Here is a 21,565-nt window from a genome sequence, read left to right as displayed (position 1 = left end):
CACTTCAATGGTCTGCCCCCTGTCCCAGCGTCAGGAGTCCATCATGAAAGCGCCACGTTTCAAGGACTGGTTCGCAAAACTGCCTTCACTGAATCAGCCGCAGCGCCGGCAAGTGCTCGATGCCCTGCATCCTGCCGCCGGGCTCGATCAGGTGGTTGCGCTCATCGGTGAGGTCAGAGCACCAGGCCGCTGCTGCCCCAGATGCGGCAACGAACGTTGCTATCGGCATGGTTTTGCCAACGACTTGCAGCGCTACCGCTGCTGTGCCTGCGGCCGCACCTTTAACGACCTGACCGGTACGCCACTGGCGCGCCTCAGGCTCAAAGGCAAATGGCTCGCGTATTCGCAAGTGCTGCTCGATTCACTCCCTGTACGCAAGGCAGCAGATCGGATCGGGGTACACCGCAACACGGCCTTTCGTTGGCGCCACCGCTTCCTGCATTGGGTCAAGTTCGACCGGCCCGCGGCGCTTAACGGCATCGTCGAAGCTGACGAAACATTTCTGCTCGAATCGCAAAAAGGTTCGCGCACGCTCGATCGGCCACCGCGCCGCCGCGGCGGCTGCGCTGCCAGACGGGGCATTTCCAGTGAACTGGACTGCATCCTGGTCGGGCGCGACCGCGAGGGGCGTACGGTCGATGCCGTCACTGGCAGGGGTGCGCTCACGGCTGCGCAACTCGAGCGTGACTTGCTGCCCAAGCTCGACCGGCAGGCGTTGCTGGTCAGTGACAGCCACGCGGCCTACCGCGCCTTTGCACGCAAGCACAGGATCGCGCACGAGACGGTCAACTTGCGCGCCGGAGTGCGTGCGAGGCGACTAGGCAACCTTGCCATCCACGTGCAGAACGTGAATGCCTACCACCAGCGTTTCAAGTCCTGGCTACAGGGCTTTCGTGGCGTGGCGTCGCGCTACCTGCCCAATTACCTGGGCTGGCGCTGGGCGCTGGATGGTGAGCGGGTTACGTCTCCAGAACAATTGCTCAGTGTCGCTATCAGCGCCATCAACAGATAACGCTGACTGCGCCTTTTCGTCGATACGCGTCAATGATCGGCACGTGCGTTCGTTACCATTCATACATCTGAAATTTCGCTTATGATATTGCTATTGATCAAAATAGCGGTAAATAGCGCATTCAGCCCCATGGCTGTCGATGCTACTGCCCCGGTGGCGTTGCCAATGCAAGCCACCGTGTCCAGCCTGACAGGCCCCGGCCACCCACTTTTAGGAAAACAGTCCCTTGATTCAAGCGTTTTCGATCGCCCTGCTGATGTTGCTGTGCATCATTTTGGTGCCAGTCACGGTCCTGCTGGCTCAGGCGCTGCTGGCGTGGCGTCCCGTGCGCAGTGCAGCACCCGTGCCTGGCCCGCGTCCGAGCATTGCCGTCCTGATCCCTGCCCATAACGAAGAAGGGGGCTTGCTCGCCACGCTGGCGAGTCTGCAACCGCAGCTCAGCACCAACGACCGCATCCTCGTCGTTGCCGACAATTGCTCCGATCGCACCGCCGACGTGGCCCGCCAGGCCGGCGCCCAGGTGATCGAGCGCAGCCACGCGCAACTGCGCGGCAAGGGCTATGCGCTGGACTTCGGTGTGACCGCCCTGGCCGACGCGCCGCCGGACGTCGTCGTGATTGTCGACGCCGACTGCATCGTTGGCGAAGGCGCGCTTGCGCGCCTGGCAACGCTGGCCGCCCACCATGGCCGGCCCGTGCAGGCGCTGTACCTGATGCACGCGCCGGCCGGTAGCGGACCACTGAAAAAGATCGCCGAATTTGCCTGGCTGGTGAAAAACAAGGTGCGACCGCTGGGCTGGTTCCGGCTCGGCTGGCCATGCCAGTTGATGGGCACCGGCATGGCGTTTCCGTGGCAAACGATCCGCAGTGCTAACCTCGCGACCGGGCACATCGTGGAAGACATGAAGCTCGGCCTGGACCTGGCGCTGGCCGGCACCCCGCCGATGTTCTGTCCGCACGCGCTCGTGTACAGCCATTTCCCGAGTAGCGCCGAAGGCGTGCAAAGCCAGCGTACGCGCTGGGAGCACGGCCATCTGAGCGTCATCGCCAGCGCCGCCCCTGCAGCGCTGCTTGGCGCCATCCGCCGCCGCAGTGCCAGCCTGTTCGCGTTCGGCCTCGACCTGTGCGTGCCGCCGCTGGCGCTGCTCGTGCTGTTGGTCTGCGCGATCACGGGATTGAGCTTGCTGCTTGCCGTGGCCGGCGGCCCGGTTGCGCCGTTACTGCTGGGGGTACTGGCGGGCGCCGCGCTTGGCGTGGCGATCCTGCTGGCTTGGTGGCGCCATGGCCGCGCGGTGCTGAGCGGCAAGGAGCTGGCACTGGCTGTTGTCTATGTCCTGGCGAAAATACCGTTGTATTTCCGCTTTCTGTTCCGTCGTCAAGTTTCATGGGTGAGGTCAAAACGTGACAGTGAATAATATCGTGCTGACCCCGCACGACCGTGCGCCTGTCGTCACCGACTTCACGCGCCCCGTGTATTGCGTGCTGGGCCTGCCGTTCGACGCGCTGGACATGCAGCAGACCGTGAACTTGCTGCTGGCACGCGCCGGCAGTGGCGAGCGCTGCTTTTTCTCGACGCCCAACCTGAACTTCTTGATCACCAGCCAGCAGGATCCGGTGTTTCGCGACTCGGTGCTGCGCTCGTCGCTGTCGCTCGCCGATGGCATGCCGGTCGTGTGGCTGGCAAAGTTGCTGGGGTTGCCGTTCACGGACCGCGTTGCGGGGGCAACCGTCTTCGAACGCCTGCGTGACCAGCGCGTCATGCCGCTGGGTGTGTTTTTCTTCGGTGGACCGGATGGCGTCGCGCAGCAGGCAGCCGATGTGCTCAACGCCGGCGAGGGCCGCATGCGCTGTGTGGGGGCGTATTCGCCAGGCTTCGGGACGATCGAAGACATGAGCACGCCGGCCATCATCGACCGCATCAACGCCAGCCATGCCGACCTGCTCGTCGTGTCGCTTGGCGCCAAGCGCGGTCAGGCCTGGATCGAACACAATCTGGCCGCACTGGACACGCCGCTGGTCAGTCATCTTGGCGCGGTGGTCAATTTCGTCGCAGGCACCGTCAGCCGCGCTCCTTCGCTCGTGGGCCGGCTGGGCCTGGAGTGGTTGTGGCGCATCAAGGAAGAACCGGCACTTTGGCGGCGCTACTGGAGCGATGGCATGGCGCTCGTGCGCCTGCTCACCACCCGCGCCTTGCCTGCGGCACTGGACGCGCGGCGTCTGCGCGCAGCCAGCGCTGCGCCTGTCCTGCAGGAAAGCGACGACGGCCAGCGGTACACATTGACGCTGGGCGGCGCCTGGCGCGACGGAGCGCTCGGCGAACTGCGCACTGCCCTCGCCCGCGCCACGGCGCGGCCACGCCGGATGCATGTCGTGTTGCGCGACGATTGCAGCCTCGACAGCGCTGCGCTTGGCCTGCTGCTGCTGTTGTACGGGCATCAGAGCAGAACAGGCATGGCCCTGAGCGTGGACGCTGGCAGCGCTTCACTGCGCCGCACGATGCGCCTGCAGAATGTCGACTTCCTGCTCCGTGGCCTTCCTGGCTCCGTGGCCTGATACCGGCAACCCTTGTTTTTCATTTGATTGGATCGTGCAGCATGGATTGGCTCGTATTGTCGCCGTTCGTTAAGACTACCTGGCCTGGCTGGTTGATGCCGTTCATCGACGCGCGCCTGCACCGCACCCGGCAGGTGCCGGCCGATTACGATCACGACCGTTCGCGCGCCGTGTCGTCGCGCCGCGAGTGGTTTGATTACCTGCGTCACGGCTGGCGAGGTTTCAGGCAAACGTTCGGCAAGCACCCAACCGGCATCGTCACCGCATTCCCGCAGCTGGCCGTCATCGTCGCACTGCTCAAAACGCTCAGTGGCCGCAAGAACGTGCCGCTGATTGCGTGGTGCTTCAACCTGGCCCAGCCTTACGGCGGAATCAAGGGCAAGCTGGCCCGCTTCTGCCTGCCTGCGGTCGACCTGTTCGTCGTGCATTCCCGGGCCGAAATCGACATCTACAGCACCTGGCTGGGGCTGCCGCGCGAGCGCTTCGTCTTCGTGCCGCTCAGCGCCGAATTGCCGGATAGCGCCACCTGGACGGACGAGCTTGACGAGCCGTATATCGTTGCGCTGGGCACGGCCAACCGTGATTACGCGCTGCTTGCCGAGGCTGCCGGGCAGATGGGCTACAAGACGATCATCGTCGCGGGGACGCACGCCACCGCCCACATCCAGGCGCCGCCCTGCGTGAGCTTTCGCTCCAACCTGACGCTGGCGCAATGCCACCAGCTGGCGCTGCACTCGCGCGTGAACGTCATTCCGATTGCGGATGTAAATGCGCCCTCGGGCCAGGTGACGGTCATCGAATCGATGATGCGCGGCGTGCCCATGGTGGCTACTGCCTGCGCCGGGACCAATGATTATGTCGTCGACGGCGTCGATGGCTTGCTGGTCCCACCGAACGATGTACCGGCCATGGTGCGCGCGCTGCGCACGGTTTGGGAAGATGCTGCACTACGCAATGCGTTGTCGCGCAACGCGCGCCAGGCGTCGCTGGACAAGTTCACCTTCCCGGCGGCTGCGGCGCGCCTGACGGAATTGATGACGCAGCTGGCCAATCGCCAGCCACGCCGCGATTGACACCATGCCGGCAGTTGAAACACATGCCTGCGTCTACGCATTCGTCGGGATAAACACCCCATCGTGGATTACACGGAGACAGAATTGATCGCTTATCTATTACTGGCGCATGGTAACCCCGCACACTTGCAGCGGTTGATCGCGCGCCTGCGCTCGGAGGGAACGGCGTTCTTCATCCATGTCGACAAGAAAGCCGACCAGCGTCTATTTGCACACCTGAAGGCGGATGACGTCACGCTATTGCCGGCGCCGGTTGCCGTGCACTGGGGCGACTTCTCTCAGGTGGAAGCGATTCTGCTGTTGATGAAAACCGCACTCGCCGCAGGCCCTTTCACGCGCTTCGTCCTGCTCAGTGGCGTCGATTATCCGTTATGGTCGACAGCATCCATCAACGCGTTCTTTGCCGGCCAGCCGGATGCTGAATACATCAATCTCGTGCCAATGCCCTCTGCAGCGGCCGGCAAACCACTGGCGCGCTTGACCACGTACACGCTGCGCCCGACCTTGTCGCCCCTGCACCGCTTGACCCTGCGCGTCCTGCTCAAAGCCCGCATCATCCCGCGCGTACGCGATTACCAGCCTGCGCTGGGAGCATTGAAACCGTATGGCGGCTCGACCTGGTGGGCACTCACGCGGCCGGCGTGCGAATACCTCGTCGATTACGCAAACCGTCATCCGGCACTGGTCCGGTTTTTCAAGGGAACCCAATATGCAGACGAGACGTTCCTGCACACGATCCTGGGAAATTCACCGTTGATGGCCAACGTCAGGCGCAACCTGACCTACACCGACTGGAGCGCCGGCGGCGCCAGCCCGGCCAATATGTCGGCACGGCACGTGGATTACTTCCGCACCAAACCGCAATTTAGCGCTGACGATGTCTACGGCAGTGGCCCGATGATGTTCGCGCGCAAATTCAGCGACAGTGACGACACGCTGTTGCAGGCAATGGATGGCTGCGCCTGAAGGCAGCAGACCGGATCAGGAGAAGATTTGTTGAACACGAAGCATGCAATGGCGAACCGCGGTGAAAAATACGGACTCCCTGTCTTCGCGATGGGTGAGGCCATTCCAAAGCAGATCCACCAATGCTTTTTTGGTGCGCGGACCTTTACCGAAGAGCTGGCGAACAACGTTGACTTCATCAAGGGGCTGAATCCCGGCTGGACGCACACCCGGTACGATGAGCCCATGATGAAGCAATTCATTCTGGCGCACTACGGCGCGAAGATCCTGCGCTATTACGAGCGGATCAATCCAAACTACGGTGCTGCGCGTGCTGACCTGTTCCGCTATCTGCTGCTGTACAAAGTCGGCGGCGCCTACCTGGACATCAAGAGCACGATGACGCGGCCATTCGACGACTTCATTCTGCCGACGGATCGTTATCTGCTGGGGCAATGGGACGATCCGGACAACCTGGACCGCCTGGGTTGGGGCATCCACCGCGAGCTCGCCCATATCGACCGCGGCGAATACCAGCAATGGCACATCATCTGCGCGCCGGGCCATCCATTCCTGCGCGCCGTGATCCTGTCCGTGCTGGCCAATATCGATCGCTATCTGCCATGGCGTAACGACACCGGTGCGCATGGTACGTTCAGGCTGACCGGACCGGTCGCCTATACACTGGCGATTCATCCATTGACCGCGACCGAGCCGTACCGGCTGATCGACAGCCGCGAGAGTGGCCTCGTGTATTCGATCCTGAACCAGCGCAGCCACGCCAAGCTGTTCACGTCCCACTATTACCGGCTGACGGAATCCATCATCAAGCTCAGTACATTCTGGATTGTCGTCGGCAAGCTGCGCGATTTCAGGGCGCAAACCAAAGCGCTGATCAAGCGCCGGCTGAAAAAATTGATCGGTCGACCGACTTAGCAAGCCGCGCTGCCCCCAAGGAGCGCAGCGCAGCAGCGATGCATGCTAACGGATCGAATTGGCCAGCGACATCTTGAACTTGCCGGCCCTGATCTTCTTCAACGCGAATTTCGCATGTTTTGAACGCAGCATGACGCCCAGATCGCTGAGCGTCAGCCGTATCTGGTCGTACCCTGCCAGCGAATACAACAAGCCGGCTCGGTCGCCAGGCTGGCAATGCTTTTCATAAAACAGGTGGGCAGCACGAACGATTTTCTCGGACGACTTCTTGGTGATCCGCTCGAATTCGTGCGAAATATCCATGATGTAGGTATTGGCCTGAATGCTGTATGCCGGGCCGCCAGTCTTGATCAGCCTGACCCACATGTCCCAATCCTGCCACGCGGGCATCGCCGGATCGAAAGAGCCGGCGTCCTTCATGCGCTGCGGCGTCGTAAACACCTGATTACCAACGGCGTTCGACTGGACGATCTGTTCGGCCGAGACCGATGCTTGCGTGTCCCACAGCGCCACGCTGTCGCCGTCGTTGATGATGCGCCGGTCGAACAGGCACGAGAAGCGCAGGCCGCTTTCCTGCCGGCGCCGCCAGGCTGCCAGAAACGTCGCCAGCCGGTGCGGAAGAAAAATATCATCGTCGTCCAGACCGGTGATGAACTCCCCTCGCGCCACCTGAATGGCCTGGTTGCGCGCCGCGCAGGCGCCCACCGACGTGTCGTTGTGAATCAGCGTGATCGCGATGTTTTCGTCCAGCCCGTTCACATAGTCGCACGTGCCATCCGTCGAACCGTCGGACACGATGATGAGTTCTATCGGCCGATGCGTCTGCGACAACACCGAATTGACGGCGCGCTTCAACAGGTCGAGGCGGTTCTTGGTGGGTATATAAACGGTAATTAGGTTTTCCATATGCACGTCGTCGATCTCGATAAGGTGTAGCAGCACGGGATAGGCAGCATGCCGGGCACGATCACCCGGCCTTCATGCCGATCATTTGTTTGCAGCTCTGTACCACTGCTTTCGAAAACAGCATGATCAATGCCCCATAGATCACGACGCCTGTTACGGTGACCGTGATCAGGATCGTCTGCGGCGCATGACCGCCGTTCGACAGCATGTTGAACAGCGGATAAATGACCGCGACCATCACCATCGAAAACATCACCGGTTGCCAGATCACGCGCAGCAGGCCGGCCAGGCTGGTGTGCAATTCGCGCGTCGCATAATAGAAATGCGGAAGACCATTCAAAATATTGGCGACCAGATAGCAGGCCGCAACGCCTTCGATACCCCAGTTGACACCGACGAAAAAGCTGCCGACCTGCAGGACCGAGCCCAGCAGGCCCAGGCGCATCATCAGATCGGTGCGGCCCGTCGACATGAAGACGGAACCCGTCGTCGAAATCAGCGATTGCAGAAAGCCGACTGGCGCCAGCCAGGCGAGAACGATCGGGACCTGCGCCCACTGCTTGCCCAGTGCGATGGCAACGAACGGCTCACGCAGCACCCACAGGCCCGCCATCATCGGCGCCGTCAGGGTAGCGATCATCGCCAGCGCGCGGAAATACAGCCCCGCCATCTTGTCGCGCTCGGCCTGCTGCCGGCTCATCACCGGAAACAATGCGCGGCCAGCGACGTAGCTCATGCTTTGCAATGGGAACATCATGACTTTGTAGGCCTGGCCGTAAATGCCCAGCTGCACCGAGCCGAGCACGCGGCCAATCACCATGCTGTCGGCATTGCGCGCGAAAAAGTTGATGAAGTTAAAACCAGTCAGATTGCCGCTGAAGCCCCACAGGGACCGCAGTTCGGGCGCGCTCCAGATTTTCTTGGGCCGCCATGGGCTCGCCAGCCACAACTGCGTGGACGAGAGCGCCGCCGAGACCAGTGAATTCCACACCAGGCTGTATACGCCGTAGCCCATATAGGCCAGCGTGATGGCAACCGTGAGACCGGCGACCGATGACACGATCTCGATGCGTGCCAGCGTCTTGAAGCCCGACCGGCGCTCCACCAGCGACTGGTGGACGGCACTGGCGCTGGTGATCGGGAACACGATGGACAGCAGGCACAGTACCGGTGCCAGCCGGTCGATACGGAAGTATGCCGCCAAAAATGGCGATGCGAGAACCAGCGCCAGCGTCAGGAACAAGCCCATGGCCATGTTCAGCCAGAACACGGTGCTCGTGGTTTGCTCGGTCAGGTTCTCCTTTTGCACGACGGCCGCGCCAGTGCCCATGTCGCGCAGCAGAAAGGCGAAATTGGTGGCGACGGTTGCCATCGCCAGCAAACCATATTCGGAAGGCGGCAGCAGCCGCGAGAGAATGGTCAGCGAAATGAGCTGCAGGACGATTCTTGAAGCCTGCGACAGCGTCAGCCATCGCGCATTGGACATTGCAGACATTATGTTGTTTTTCTTTCTGTATCAAAGCCGTAGGCACCGATCATCGCCCGGATCTGGTTATCGTTCATCATGGCGCCCAGATTGTCTTTCCATAGTGCGACCTCCTGGGTACCTTCCCAGGTATGGATGTCTTGCTGGTGCGGCACGCGCCTGAAAGTGGCGCCATTGGCACGCGCCATCCACCAGAACCAGATATCGTCACCGCGCGGGCAATGGGCCATGAAGGCATCGACATTCAGCACTTCGGGACCGAAGACATTCGGCGGATACAGCACGCCGCCGATCCCGGTCGGGAAATTCAATGTGCTCGATTCGCGATTGGCCGTCTCGAACTCCCATTCGTTGTACGCAACGGGCAGCCCGGTGGCATCGAGTTTCACACGGTGCATGCGGTGAGCGATCACCTCGAGCTTGCCCGGATCGCGCGCCTGCACCAGTTGCTCCAGCCAGTCGGGCCAGTAATGGACGTCGTCGTCGGCAATCACGATCGGTGCCTTGCAGCCCTGCTGCAATAACGGGATCATTTTCTTGTACGACTTCAGGTCGTCGCAGGCGATGATTTCCAGCCCTGCGGCGCGCAGTCTGGTCACTGCCGGCGGCAGCGCTGCCATGTCGCCGCGTGCGATCCACAGGATGATGCGGTCGGCCACATGCGACTGCGACAGCAATGACTTCAGTGTCAGGTGCAAGGTGCCGAAACGTGGCGGATAGGACGTCAGCGACACGATGACACCGCTGCCGGAGCGTCTGGCGCGCGCGAAGCGCCGGCCTTGCTTCAGCCAGTCCAGTTCGAGCTTGGTGTGCAGCGCCAGCATCTTCAAACGCCAGCGCAGCTTGAGGTAGATATCTCTTGTCCAGCTAATCATGAATCGTGTTCCCGGAGTGCGAAAAAATTGTGGTCGTGAGCGAGCAGCGCCAGCGGGCCAACGGGCCCGCCAGCATGCGCGTCAAGCCATGGACTGGCGCATCAGTTGCGCCAGTTTCGCCGCTTCGGTGTCGACGGCGTGGCGCGCCAGCACGCGCTGATGGCCGGCCTCGCCCATCGCCTCGAGCTGTGCCGGCGTGGCTGCCAGGCACGCTTCCAGTGCGGCAGCGAGCGCCTCCACGTCGCCAGCCGGGAACAGCCAGCCCGTCTCGCCGTGCCGCACCAGTTCGGGAATGCCGGCGATGTAGGTAGTCAGTACCGGGCGCCGCAGCGCCATCGCTTCCATAACCACGACCGGCAGGCCCTCGGCAAAGCTCGGCAAGACCATGGCGCGCGCCGCCAGCATTTCTTCACGCACCTGGTCGCCGTTGATCCAGCCGGTGATGCTGATGTGGCTGCCCAGATTGTTGGCGGCGATCAGCGCCTCGATCTCACCGCGCATTTCGCCGTCACCGGCCAGCACCAGATGGATCGGGATCCCTTTGGCCACCACGGCCTGGACCGCGCGCACCAGCAGCATCTGGCCCTTCTGCTCGCACAGGCGGCCTACGCACACCAGCCTCGGCGCAGCCGGGCTCGGTCGCGGCGCTACTGCGTGAAAGCTCTGGTCGATGCCGCAGTGAACCACCTGCACCTTGGCCCAGTCGGCGTAAGCGGCCCAGCGGAACAGCTGGCTGCGGCCGAACGAGCTGACGGCGACCACGAATGCCGACCGGCGGATCTTTTCGCCCAGCCACAGCAGCTCGGGCTTGTCGAATTCTTCCGGCCCGTGCACGGTAAAACTGTAGGCCGGGCCACCAAGCATGCTCGCCAGCATCGCCACTTCGGTGGAGTTGGTGCCGAAGTGCGCGTGCAGGTGACGCGCGCCGTGCGCCGCCATCCACGGCACGATCCGGCAGGCTTCTGCCAGGTAAATCAGGTGCAGCGGTAACGGGCGATCGGCCCGCAAGCCGATCTTGCAGACCAGTGCCAGCGCTTTGGCAAACCGGCCCGGCCGTTTGACGGCCATGCGCACGACGTCCATGGCCATGGCCACGGCGCCGTCCTGCAGCACATAGCGCGTCACGGCGCGCTCACGGATGTCTTCCTCGTCGCGCAATTCGTCTTTCCAGCCACGCATGGCCAGGCGCTGCACCTTGTAGCCCTGGCGCTCGAGTGCCAGGATTTCGCGTCGGATGAAACTGTGGCTGATTTTGGGGTACTGGTTCACCAGGTACGCGATGTTCATACTTTTCCTTCATGATTGCCCGGCAGGTCAGAGAGACCGACCCCGTGGCGTGCTGCGCCGGCCCTGGCCGTGCGCGTCTTGCTGCCTGGATGCAGGTTCACCAGCGCGCACGCGCCGCCGACGATGAACCAGAGGTACCAGTTGAACACCAGGTAACGGAACATATTGTCCGAGAACGACACGATCAGATACTGGATCACGATGGCCAGCATCAGGAACCCGGACACGGGGTCGATGCGGGCCAGTGCGCGCAGCGTGCCCAGCACGCGGGCGTACAGCCACAGGTAACACAGCAAGCCGACGGCGCCCATCTCGAAGAAGAACTGCACATAGACATTGTGGGCATCCCACCGGATCGTGCGGTCCATCGGGAAGAACGTCCCTACGTGGTAGCCAAAGCCGTCCAGTCCATAGCCGAGGAGCATGCGCTTGGTTTCCATCCAGCCGATGGCCGATTCCCACAGCATCACGCGCCAGGCGAACGAGTTGAGCTGGGCATTGCGCGCCACTTCGTTGCCCTGCCCCAGGTCCATCAGGCGTTCGTTCACCGACGGCACGAACAGCAGCAACGGCAGCAGCAGCAGGTACAGCAGGTAGCTGCGCTTGAAGATCAGCGCATACAGCACGAACACGAGGAAACACGCGAGCCAGGCGCTGCGGGTCTGCGTCAGCAGCAGCTGCATCATCAGCATCGGCATATACAGGCAGACGGCGATGCGCCCGCGCGGCGTGATGTTGTACAGCGGGCTCTTGAGCATGTACAGCCCCAGCACCAGCACCAGCGTCAGGTAGAAGGCCAGGACGTTCGGATGCGAGAACGTCGACTGCAGGCGGAAGTCCCCGCCGCGCATATGCAGCGCAATATCGACAACGGCATACAGCGTGGGCAGCAGCGACGAATACATCACCAGGCGGATGGCCTTGTTGAAGTCCTCGTTCGAGCGGACGACGTAAATCGCAATCATGAAGATCGCAAAGTTGGACACGATCCCCAGATACATTTTCAGCGCATTGGTCTTTTCGTACGACAGCACCAGGCCCACGCTCATCATCACGACGAACGGCAACCAGAAACGCGCCAGCCGGCCAGGAAACGCCTTCGGCTTTTCCATCACCATCATGCACGCGATGATGATGACGAACAGGTTGATCAGGCCGCCGATGCCCATGCGCACGCTGCCGATACCGAACTGCGTCGATTCCAGCACCATGTCGCCGACTGACCGGAACAGCAGGATCAGCATCACCAGCTTTTTATAGTCATAGATCAGCAGCACACCCAGCAGCAGCAAGGCAGGCAGCGCCGCCAGGCGGCCGAACTGGTACCCCATGCTGTCACCAAACATGGGGATCACGGCGCCGACGGACAAGCTCAGAACGACCAGGGCCATGATGGTCCAGGTCGGAACGCCGAAGGGTTCCCTCAGCCAGTTAAGCAGTTGCACTGATCTCTTTACCATTCCCTGCTGCCACTAGACCAGTTCAGGCGCAACGCTGATGCGGCGCTTGCCGGGATACCGGCGCACGAGCCAGCCACGCACCGCGTGCCACTCGCCCGTTTCGGTGATATCACCGGAGCGGAAGCCGTTGTAGCGCCACAGCAGCGATGCCCAGTTGCGGGTCGAAATCGCCTTGCGGTAACGCAATTCGCGTTCGATCTCGGGCGATGCGCCGAACACCTTGCGCACGCTGCGCGCCATGTTCTCGAATTCCGCGTCGAAGTTGCGCTTGCCACCGACGTCCATCAGGATGCCGCCGTGGTTGCAGAACGGCGCCGGATCGAACCATGGCAAGTTGTGCATCGTGCAGAACGAGCGCGTCAGCGAGCGCGAAATCGCCAGCGAGACTTCCATCTGTTCGGTGAAACTGGTGATGCTGACGTTCTTGCCGTGCCAGCGGTACTTCAGCAGTTTCTGCGGCAGATTGGTCACCTTGCCCAGGATCGCGAGCTGGCCGAAGAGGAAATAGTCTTCCGCCAGCGACGGCACATCGATGCGCTGATTTTCGGGCAGGACTTTCAGAATGTCGATGCCGTAGCGCACACCCATCTTCTGGACCGGGTCGAACCGCAAGGCCGAGGCCGGATGCGACACTGGATTACGGAACAAGCTGGCCGCGCCGATGCGGGCCGTGCCCACCGGCAGGAGCAGATCGTCGAGCTTGTTACCGGCAGCGTCGATGACGTCGGCCTGGCCACTGACGACGATGCATTCCGGCTGCGCCTCGAACGCGGCCAGCGTCAGCGCCATGCGGTCCGGCAGGCAAATATCGTCGGCGTCATGCCGCATGATGAATTCGCAGTCGGCAATATCGATGCCGCAATTTAACAGGCCGGACAAGCCCTTCGCCTGCGGGAACGAATGGACTTCGATACGCGGATCGCGCGCATGATAAGCCTGGGCCATCTCGACGCTGCCATCGGTCGAACCGTGGTCGAGCACCAGCAGGCGCCAGTCGGTGTAGGTCTGCGCGATGACGCTGTCGATCGCTTCCGCCAGGTAGTCCTTGCCGTTTTTCACTGGCAGTAAAATATCAATTCGGGCCATTCTTTACCTCAGTTAGAGCTGATTTTTTTAGAGCTGATTTGTTCTTCGCCGCGCATGGCCGGCTGACGCGCTGCCGCCATCGCATCGATCGCATCGAGCATGGGCGCAGACGCCGCAGAAAACTTGCGCGCAAACAGTACCTCGCGCCGTTCGCCAGGGCTGTTCTTGAACTCCGATGCGTGGATCTCCGGCCCCGCGAACTGGGGCAGATAACTTGCATCGAGCATGTCCGGCCCGGTCTTGCCGGGCGACCAGCGGGTGAACGTCAGGCTGTGGCTGATGCTGGCTCTGAACCGCGAATTCCACAGGATGTACTGGAAATAGAATTCGTCGGGACAATCGACCAGCTTGCAGAACCGGTACACCTGCGGCGCGCGCGCCGTCACGTCCAGCACATACTTCACGGCGTCGCTGGTCAAGCACCACCACTGCGAACCGGTGACCAGGTCGCCTGTCAATACCTTGCGATAGTCGCGCGGCGGCAGCACCCTGTTCAGGAAATGCTGCAGCGGCCACCGGAAACGGCCGAGCGGCTTGCTCTTGCGGATCGACACGCGCGCAATGCGCTCGAGCGTCTTGCCATACCGGGTGTCGGGCAGCGCAAACGCCTCGATGAACTCGGTACTGCGATGGCGCTCGAAGAACGCCTGAATATCCGCAGGCGTGTACAGCGGATAGCAGGCGCCACTCAGCAAGACGTAGCGGTCGAAGCCGCCTGGCGTGGCCGCTGCACACTTCATCAATTCCAGCGTCGCCTTGACCAGGGAAATATCGCCCCAGGCACCATTGACGCGGCGCTTGCAGAACGTGACCGCCGGGGCCAGTGCGGCAAATGCCGCCAGGTCCGACTTCGCGTCGATGTGCACAAAGAATGCGGCATTGGGCGCTGCCAGGCGCGCGACCAGCCGCTGCAAATGCACTGGCTGGTCGTGCGCGAGGATCAGGTACGCAATTCGCACAGTCAACCCTGCACCATGCCAAGAGAGGCGCAGCGCAACAGGGGCAACGTCGGCACTCGGGGGCGCACGCGGCGCGTCGTCAGGCGGGGCATCAGGCGGGGCATCGTCATCATCGATCAGTACTCGTTGAGTACCGTTCCCACCAGATACACACGCGCGTCAGTCAACAGGTCGAGCAGATCGCGCATCTTCTTGTAGTGACTGTGGTTCTTGTGCGCCACCATCACGGCGGCGCCGGCACGGCTGGCGATCACCTGGGCATCGGCGTACTCGGCGCCGGCCGGCGTGTCGATCAGGATCACGTCGTAATCGGCGCCCAGTTCGCGCAGCAGGCGGCCAAATGCCGGTGAGCCCAGCAGTTCGGAAGGGTTCGGCGGCAGCGCGCCGGCCGTCAACACCGACAGATCAACCAGCGCCGGTACGCGCTGGATCGCCTCGTGCCCGCTGCGGCCGGCCAGCACGGCCGACAGGCCGGCGCGGTTTTCCAGCCCGAACAGTGCGTGCTGACGCGGTGCGCGCAGGTCGGCATCGATCAGCAGGGTGCGCTGGTGCTGCTGCGAAAACACCACGGCCAGATTGGCAGCCAGGAAGCTGCGGCCATCGCCCGATTCGGCACTGGTGATCGCCAGTGCGCGGCGCTCGTCGCCCGTTTCGAACCAGCGCCACAGCAACTGGTTGCGCAGCGCGCGCAGCGATTCGACACGCGCGGTGAACGGTTCGTAGGCGGCCACGACTTCGTCGCTGATGGCGCTCTGGCCGGCCAGCAGGTACGGATAATCGTACTGGCGCGACAAGGCCAGCTCGATGTCGGCGGCGGTCAACAGACCCATTTCGACAGCGGCGTCGCCAAAGCGCAGATTGCGTTCGATCGACGCGCGCATCACCTTGTCGGCATCGGCCACCGACAGGCGCCCGTTGCGGATCAGGATGGCACCAATCGAGTCGTGCGACTGGTGGCTGGCGGCGCGCTCGCCACGTGCGGAATTGCCCGTCACTGCGACGGCTGGGGTAGTGGAATTCATCGTGGACGCTCCATGCTGATCATTATGCTGATGCGCCATTACGTTGGCAGCGTCATCTTGCCCGTGCCCTTGGCACCAGGCGGCTTCGAAAACGGCTTCTTGCCCTTGGAGGACACGCGCGGTTGCTGGATCACGCCCAGCATCGGCAGGCCGAACGCGTCAACCAGGTGCGAAGCCGAACGGATCCGCTGGTCCAGCAATTCGAGCACCAGCACCGCGCCCAAACCCAGAATCGTCCCGGCAATGATGGCCAGCACGATGTTGAGCGAGACGCGCGGGCCGGATGGCTGCAGCGGTGGCGTGGCAGCACTCAGCACGGCGATGTCGGCTTGCTTGGACTCGCCTTCCAGGCTGATCGTGTTCAGGCGCTGGCTGGCCGACTCGTAGGCGCGACGGGCGTTTTCCGCTTCGTTGGTCAGCAGGTTGAATTCGTCGCGGGCGCCGTTCAGGGATTGCACGCGGTCCTTTTGCGCTGCCACGGCTGCGCGCAGCTCGCCTTCGCGGCGCTCGCTGATGTCGGCCGAGGCCACCACGCTGCTCGACGAATTGCGCTTTTGCTGTTCGAGGTTCGAGCGCAGCTTGGCCACTTCGGACGCGGCCGCCATGTACTGGGGATGGTTGGACGCCAGGCGCTGCGAGATGTCGGCAAACTTGGCTTCGGCCAGCGACAGGCTCGTCTGCAGGTTCTGCACGACCGGGTTGTTCATCACGTCGGGCGAGCTGCTGCTGTTGCCCTGGGCCTGGCTGCGGCGCGAGGCGGCGTCCATGCTCTGGCTCTGCACGACCACCAGCTGGCTCGACAACTCGTTCAGGCGCGCGGTCTCGACGTCCAGGCGGTTGTCCGCGCTATAGATGTTGTTGTCCTTCTGGTACTTCGACAGGCGCGATTGCGCCAGCTCGTAGCGGTTGCGCAGCGTCTTGATCTGGTCCGTGATGTAAGTGCTGGCGCGCTGCACCGGGTCGGTCTTGAGCTGGACACTGACGTCCAGATAGGCATTGGCGAACGCATTGGCCGCCTTCGACACGAACTGCGGGTCGGTGCCACGGAAATTAATCGTCAGCACGCTGCTTTCGCGTGCCGGTACCACGTCGACATTGCCGCGCAGCGAATCGGCCAGCCACTCGCGCAGCGTGCCGCCATTGCCGCCGGTGGCATTCTGGAAGCGCGCCTGCGCGTCCGGCGCATTGGCCAGCCCCAGATCGTCGACGACCTTCAGCGCCACGCTCTTGCTCTTGATGATATCGACCTGGGTCGCAATGTAGCCGGGCATCAGCTGGGCGGGTGCGCTCAGGCCGGTGACCGGATCGACGCCCTTGTAATTGACGACCATCGCTACGGTGGCTTCATACTTCTTGGGCTGCATCATGCTGAAGACGACGGCGGCGAGCACGGTCACGCCGAGCGCGAGCAGCACGATCTTGTAGCGCGCGCGCAGGGCGAGTAACAACAGGCTTGGGTTCATGGTTGGCTTTCAATAAGGTGCAATGGCGCGCGCACGTGCGCCGCTTTCTGGTCTGGGCAACGGCGCATGGTCAGAACAGGCTTTCCTTGACGTACACGACGTCGTCGGGCTGGAGCAGATCGTCGCCCTTGACACTGATGATCTGCATCTTGCCGCTGGCGTCGCGGCGCTTGACGCGCAGGCCGCGCTCGGTACCTCGCGCCGTCAGGCCGCCACCGGCCGACAGGCCCTGCAGCACCGTCATCTGGCGCTCGAGACGCAACATGCCCGGCCGCTGCACTTCGCCATAGATGTAGAAACGGGGCGCGCGCTCGACGAAGATGACGTCGCCACCCTGCAGATCGAAGTTGCCCGCCATGTCAGCAGTGCGCATCACCTCGGCCGTATCCAGCGCGTCCTTCATGACCTTGCCGTTACGGGTACGCACGACGGTGACGATGTCGCCACCGTTGGTATCGATGCCGCCGGCCAGCGCCAGCATATCCAGCACGCTGCGCCGACCGTCGATCGCATAGCGCCCTGCCTTCTTGACCTGGCCCAGCACCGACACCTGCTGGCTCGTCAGCGCCGTGATCAAGAGGTTCACCTGCGGCTTTTTCACGAAATTGCCGCGCTCGAGCATGCTGGCAATCTTTGCTTCTGCCGCCGCGCTCGACAAGCCGGCAACGGCGACCTGGCCGACCAGCGGCATGGTGATGAAGCCCGATTCGCTGACGCGCGTTTCCACGGCCAGATCGGGGTTGCCGAACACGGAGATCTTGACGACGTCTCCGCCGCCGAGCACCAGCTCATCGGCGTGCGCACTCCCCATGCTCCATGCCAGCAAGACGGCGAAGATACCAAGCAAGATTTGTTTCATGTTAAGTTCATTCCATTCACAAAGTGTCAATAGTGCACATCAGATCGTTCATTGGTGCCGGCGATCGCTGAACGTCGATACAGCACGTTCTTTGCCATGTTCAATTAAATTGCAACGTGGCGTTGATGGATCCGCCATTTGCCTTGTAGCTATTCGTTCCTGCGGCGAGGCTTCCCGAGCGCTGCTCCTGAAATGCCCGCGCCCTGATGGTGATATTGCGCAGCGGCTTGTACACAAGTCCCACCGACCGCGTATCGCGGCTGTCGCTGGCCAGATCGGCAGCGACAACTGGCTCGGCGGCGCCACCGAACGGCTTGAATTCACGCTCTTCGTGCCGCACATCCAGCTCGGCCTGAATTTTTGCCGAGACGTCCCAAGTCATCTGGGCGCTGGCGCCATTGGCCAATGCACTGCCGATCAGCGCGCCATCGATGGCGGCAAATTCGCGCCAGGCCTGGCCGGTGACCTTCACCTTCCCTGCCGGCGTGTAGTTGACGATCAGCCGTGCATTGGTGCCACTGTCGTCGCGGGTCGACTGGCCCATCTGCTTGCGCTGCACCCAGCCGCCAAGAAACAGCACTTGCGTGCTCCCCGTTGCCAGCCATAACACATTGAGTTTTGCTTCATCCTGGTCATAGCCGTTGAGCAAGGTGCCCGTGTTGCCGACCGTGAGCCAGTTCGGGTACTTGCCTTCCAGCCGGCGCAACTGAAAACCGGCCGTGCTGCCGCTGCGTGCCAGATAGTCGAAGCCAGCAACCCAGGAATCCTCGGTGCGATCGCTGGCACGCTGCGACGCCAGTTCGTAGGCGTACTCTTCTTTCGACACCTCGCCGCGCAACTGCCAGCTCGGGTGAAACCGCCACCGGCCGTCTGCATACTGTTTCTTGCTCACCCGCAGGTTGCGCTGGACCACGTCGAAATCGGCAAACGAGGCGAGCTCCTGGCGGTAATAGCCGCCGATATGCCCGTCGAATCGCGACGCGACAAACCAGTGCCAGTCGCCGCGGAGGTCCTTGCGGAGATAATCCAGCTGGCTGTTACGGTCAAACTTCACCGACGAGAAGTCGGCAAATGCGGTGATGATCTGACGACTGACTGGCCGTTCGAAACGCACACCGCCACCGGCACTGCGGTAGGTATCGCCGCGTGCCGCCGAACGGGTTGCCTCGTCGTTTGATGCACGAAACAGATTGTCGTCATGTTCGACGCCGGCACTGACAAACGGCTGCAGCGTGCCGGCCAGCGCTGTCGTGCCAGACAGCGAGCCAGCCAGCACCACGCAGGCTGCCGCAGTCAGTTTCAGGCAGAAACGGCTGGCTGGCAGCCGGCTTGCCGACTGCGCAGCACTGGCGCCAACATGACGTTCGCAGGTTCGCAGTAAGTACAAGAAGAATCCCATCCCAAATAATATTTTTTCACGCTTCTTCCCGCTCGCTTGCAACACATGCACGCCATACACCTTTTTATCAGCGCAATAAAGACTGCATGGACCCAGCGGGCAAACATGTCTTTTAATCAGGATAAGTTGCAATTCTACTACATGACATCCCGGACACGCGTTCGATACGCATGCCTGAAACAGCCGGGTGTCAATATGCCGTTTTGTGGAACCACACCGAAAACGCCGTCATGACAAGAATCTTCATGTCCAGCATCAGCGACCAGTGCTCGATGTAGTGCAGATCGTGCTCGACGCGGCGCTGCATCTTGTCCAGCGTATCGGTTTCGCCGCGGAAGCCGTTCACCTGCGCCCACCCCGTGATGCCTGGCTTGACGTTATGGCGGGCGTAGTATTCCGAAATGATGGCGCCGAATTCCAGGTTATGCTTGATTGCGTGGGGCCGCGGACCGACGATCGACATATGGCCGAACAGGACATTGAAGAAATGCGGCAACTCGTCCAAGCTGCTGCGGCGCAGGAAGCCGCCAACACGCGTGACCCGGCTGTCATAGCGCGTCGCCTGCTTGACCTCGCCGCTGGCACAGTCATCCACCTTCATTGAGCGGAACTTCCAGACCTCGAATTCCTGGTTATTGAAACCATGGCGCCGCTGCTTGAAAATCACCGGGCCAGGACTATCGAGCTTGACGGCAAGTGCAATGATTGCCAGCACCGGACTGACCAGGGCAAGCAGGATGCCGGAGATCACCAGATCTTCGATCCGCTTCAGGCGCCCCATTTGCTCACCGATACGGCTGTTGGCGATCGTCAGGACCGGCACGCCTGCAAGGCGCTCCATATTAATGGACGGGAATTGCCAGACGACGTTATTCGGCACCAGGTCAATCCGGACGGGCACGGTACGCAGCTTCTTGAGCAGGGCCTCGACACGCTCGGTCGCGAGCCAGGGTAGCGCTACCACGACACGGTCAACAGGATTGGTGCGGATGTAATCGAGCATCGTGCACGTCGAACCCAGCATGTGCTGGCGCAGCGTGTCCGGGATGCCACGCTCGACGCGGTCGTCGAACACGCCCAGCACGCGGATGTTCGCGTGGCTATTACGCTTGATCGCATTAACGATCAGCTCGGCGCGCTCATTCGCGCCGACGATGATGATCGACTCGTCGAGCATATTGGCCATGCGCGCACGATAGATCATGCGGGTCAGGATGAGGCGGTTGGCCAGCAGCAGCACGAACCAGGCGCAGGCACTGGTGGCGACCCAGACGCGCGAATACTCGGAGAGGGTACCGGACAGGTAGCCAACGATCATGATCAGCGAAAGACCACCGAAGAAGCCCAGACCGAGTTTGCTCAGCAAGGCGTTCAGCGACAGGATCTCGCGCTCGCGATAGGCTTGCGCGCAGTGCAGCGACACGATGATGACGAGCGTGCTCAGGTAGATAAAGAGGTGGCCGGCCGTCGACAGTTTGGCGTCGAGACCGAAGCGCACGAAAAAGCCGCCGAAGCCGGCGAGCAGCAGGACAGCAATATCGGAGATCTTGAGCAGGTTGATGAAGAACGGCAGCCAGTATCTGGCGGACGATTGCGCACTGCCCTTTTTGAGCAGTGAACCGAGGTCGCCGGCAGCATCCGGCGCTCGATGTTTATCGTGTTCGCCGACAACGGCAGCAGGGTCGAAGTTTTTCATCGTGACAGATCCAATCATCATGAATTGAATAAGGGTGCGCAACTACCGCCAGCAAGAACGCCTTCATGCAACCCACCGGGAACGCTTGCGACCACGATAAAAGCGCGATGGCCTCCTGGTGCCAGCCGCCGTGCGGGTACCCGACACCGCCCCCAAGCGTGCTGCAGAAGCTGGATTTGCTTCCCTATCCAATTGTTTGCTGCAGCGCCGCGAAACGCGTACCACTCAAAAAGAAAAAAATGAAACCGACTTCATCAAGGAATAACGCAAAATTATGTTTGCATCATTTGATGCACATCAATAACATAAATAGACTATATGCTAATTAAGCTCTAAAGTCAGTAGTTTTGACGCGTCGCAGCAAAATATATAAATTACAACTAGCAATGCAAATTTCCCCTTCGCAAGCACCTTGCATTCGCGACATGCACTGCAGCTCAATACAGGTGTTCCGAATGGTCGATACGTGCCTGTTACTCGGGGTTATGGGGCGAGCACCAGGTGGATGACACCCTGTCCCCGCCATTGCCAACCTGGCGCTGACCTTAA

The 21,565-nt window shown here is 61.7% G+C and carries 19 protein-coding genes; 6 read left to right on the top strand and 13 right to left on the bottom strand.

The features are described 5' to 3' along the window. Positions 1-43 precede the first annotated feature (43 nt). The 5 genes from HD842_RS05495 to HD842_RS05475 all read left to right on the top strand — a co-directional run bounded on the left by HD842_RS05495 (position 44) and on the right by HD842_RS05475 (position 5,603). Positions 44-1,012 carry an IS1595 family transposase gene (locus tag HD842_RS05495; protein ID WP_183551984.1) on the top strand — a complete coding sequence of 323 codons (969 nt, stop codon included), beginning with the start codon at positions 44-46 and terminating at the stop codon, positions 1,010-1,012. A gap of 226 nt (positions 1,013-1,238) precedes the next feature. After that, the gene (locus tag HD842_RS05490) at positions 1,239-2,426 is read left to right on the top strand and encodes a glycosyltransferase family 2 protein (protein WP_229424605.1); all 1,188 of its coding nucleotides are present in this window, start codon (positions 1,239-1,241) and stop codon (positions 2,424-2,426) included. Continuing rightward, on the top strand, positions 2,413-3,564 hold the full coding sequence (locus HD842_RS05485) for a WecB/TagA/CpsF family glycosyltransferase (protein WP_370660790.1): 1,152 nt from the start codon (positions 2,413-2,415) through the stop codon (positions 3,562-3,564). Before HD842_RS05490 ends, HD842_RS05485 begins: the two co-directional genes overlap by 14 nt. A gap of 41 nt (positions 3,565-3,605) precedes the next feature. Beyond that, positions 3,606-4,637, top strand: coding sequence for a glycosyltransferase family 4 protein (locus HD842_RS05480; protein WP_183551981.1), 1,032 nt, complete (start codon positions 3,606-3,608; stop codon positions 4,635-4,637). A gap of 63 nt (positions 4,638-4,700) precedes the next feature. After that, entirely contained in the window at positions 4,701-5,603 is a 903-nt protein-coding gene (locus HD842_RS05475; RefSeq protein ID WP_370660789.1) for a beta-1,6-N-acetylglucosaminyltransferase, read from the top strand. A gap of 15 nt (positions 5,604-5,618) precedes the next feature. On the opposite strand, the gene HD842_RS05470 is transcribed toward HD842_RS05475, so the two are convergent. Next, positions 5,619-5,855 carry a hypothetical protein gene (locus tag HD842_RS05470; protein WP_183551976.1) on the bottom strand — a complete coding sequence of 79 codons (237 nt, stop codon included), beginning with the start codon at positions 5,853-5,855 and terminating at the stop codon, positions 5,619-5,621. Between HD842_RS05470 and HD842_RS05465 the strand changes: the two genes are divergently transcribed. Beyond that, positions 5,760-6,518 carry a glycosyltransferase family 32 protein gene (locus HD842_RS05465; protein ID WP_370660815.1) on the top strand — a complete coding sequence of 253 codons (759 nt, stop codon included), beginning with the start codon at positions 5,760-5,762 and terminating at the stop codon, positions 6,516-6,518. The genes HD842_RS05470 and HD842_RS05465 overlap by 96 nt on opposite strands. A 45-nt stretch (positions 6,519-6,563) precedes the next feature. Here HD842_RS05465 and HD842_RS05460 read toward each other — a convergent pair whose 3' ends face one another. From HD842_RS05460 to HD842_RS05405, 12 genes are all read right to left on the bottom strand, one after another. Continuing rightward, positions 6,564-7,460, bottom strand: coding sequence for a glycosyltransferase (locus HD842_RS05460; RefSeq protein WP_183551970.1), 897 nt, complete (start codon positions 7,458-7,460; stop codon positions 6,564-6,566). Positions 7,461-7,485: 25 nt separating this feature from the next. Next, positions 7,486-8,910 (bottom strand): MOP flippase family protein, encoded by a 1,425-nt coding sequence (locus HD842_RS05455; RefSeq protein ID WP_229424604.1) that lies wholly within the window; start codon positions 8,908-8,910, stop codon positions 7,486-7,488. An 8-nt stretch (positions 8,911-8,918) separates the two neighbouring features. Beyond that, positions 8,919-9,785, bottom strand: a complete 867-nt coding sequence (locus tag HD842_RS05450; RefSeq protein ID WP_183551964.1) for a glycosyltransferase family 2 protein — start codon at positions 9,783-9,785, stop codon at positions 8,919-8,921. Between the two features lie 81 nt (positions 9,786-9,866). Further along, a complete protein-coding gene (locus HD842_RS05445) occupies positions 9,867-11,072 on the bottom strand; it encodes a glycosyltransferase family 4 protein (protein WP_183551961.1) in 1,206 nt (401 codons plus the stop codon). Continuing rightward, positions 11,069-12,463, bottom strand: a complete 1,395-nt coding sequence (locus HD842_RS05440; protein ID WP_183551959.1) for an O-antigen ligase family protein — start codon at positions 12,461-12,463, stop codon at positions 11,069-11,071. Before HD842_RS05440 ends, HD842_RS05445 begins: the two co-directional genes overlap by 4 nt. 81 nt (positions 12,464-12,544) lie before the next feature. Beyond that, complete coding sequence (locus tag HD842_RS05435; RefSeq protein ID WP_183551957.1) at positions 12,545-13,618, bottom strand: glycosyltransferase family 2 protein; 1,074 nt, start codon at positions 13,616-13,618, stop codon at positions 12,545-12,547. A gap of 8 nt (positions 13,619-13,626) precedes the next feature. Beyond that, positions 13,627-14,577 (bottom strand): beta-1,6-N-acetylglucosaminyltransferase, encoded by a 951-nt coding sequence (locus HD842_RS05430; RefSeq protein ID WP_370660814.1) that lies wholly within the window; start codon positions 14,575-14,577, stop codon positions 13,627-13,629. Between the two features lie 116 nt (positions 14,578-14,693). Continuing rightward, positions 14,694-15,599, bottom strand: a complete 906-nt coding sequence (gene epsG / locus HD842_RS05425) for a chain length determinant protein tyrosine kinase EpsG (RefSeq protein ID WP_183551953.1) — start codon at positions 15,597-15,599, stop codon at positions 14,694-14,696. 38 nt (positions 15,600-15,637) lie between these two features. Further along, positions 15,638-17,062, bottom strand: coding sequence for a chain length determinant protein EpsF (epsF, locus tag HD842_RS05420; RefSeq protein WP_183551951.1), 1,425 nt, complete (start codon positions 17,060-17,062; stop codon positions 15,638-15,640). 70 nt (positions 17,063-17,132) lie between these two features. After that, positions 17,133-17,921, bottom strand: coding sequence for a polysaccharide export protein EpsE (gene epsE, locus HD842_RS05415; protein WP_183551949.1), 789 nt, complete (start codon positions 17,919-17,921; stop codon positions 17,133-17,135). Between the two features lie 100 nt (positions 17,922-18,021). Then, complete coding sequence (epsL, locus tag HD842_RS05410) at positions 18,022-19,452, bottom strand: XrtB/PEP-CTERM-associated polysaccharide biosynthesis outer membrane protein EpsL (RefSeq protein ID WP_183551947.1); 1,431 nt, start codon at positions 19,450-19,452, stop codon at positions 18,022-18,024. A 58-nt stretch (positions 19,453-19,510) separates the two neighbouring features. Next, complete coding sequence (locus HD842_RS05405; RefSeq protein WP_183551944.1) at positions 19,511-21,016, bottom strand: undecaprenyl-phosphate glucose phosphotransferase; 1,506 nt, start codon at positions 21,014-21,016, stop codon at positions 19,511-19,513. Positions 21,017-21,565 lie beyond the last annotated feature (549 nt).

It is taken from the genome of Massilia aurea (assembly GCF_014200505.1).
Lineage (GTDB): Bacteria > Pseudomonadota > Gammaproteobacteria > Burkholderiales > Burkholderiaceae_D > Telluria > Telluria aurea_B.
Note: the sequence above shows the minus strand (reverse complement) of the source record. Positions and strands in the feature narration are given on the sequence as shown.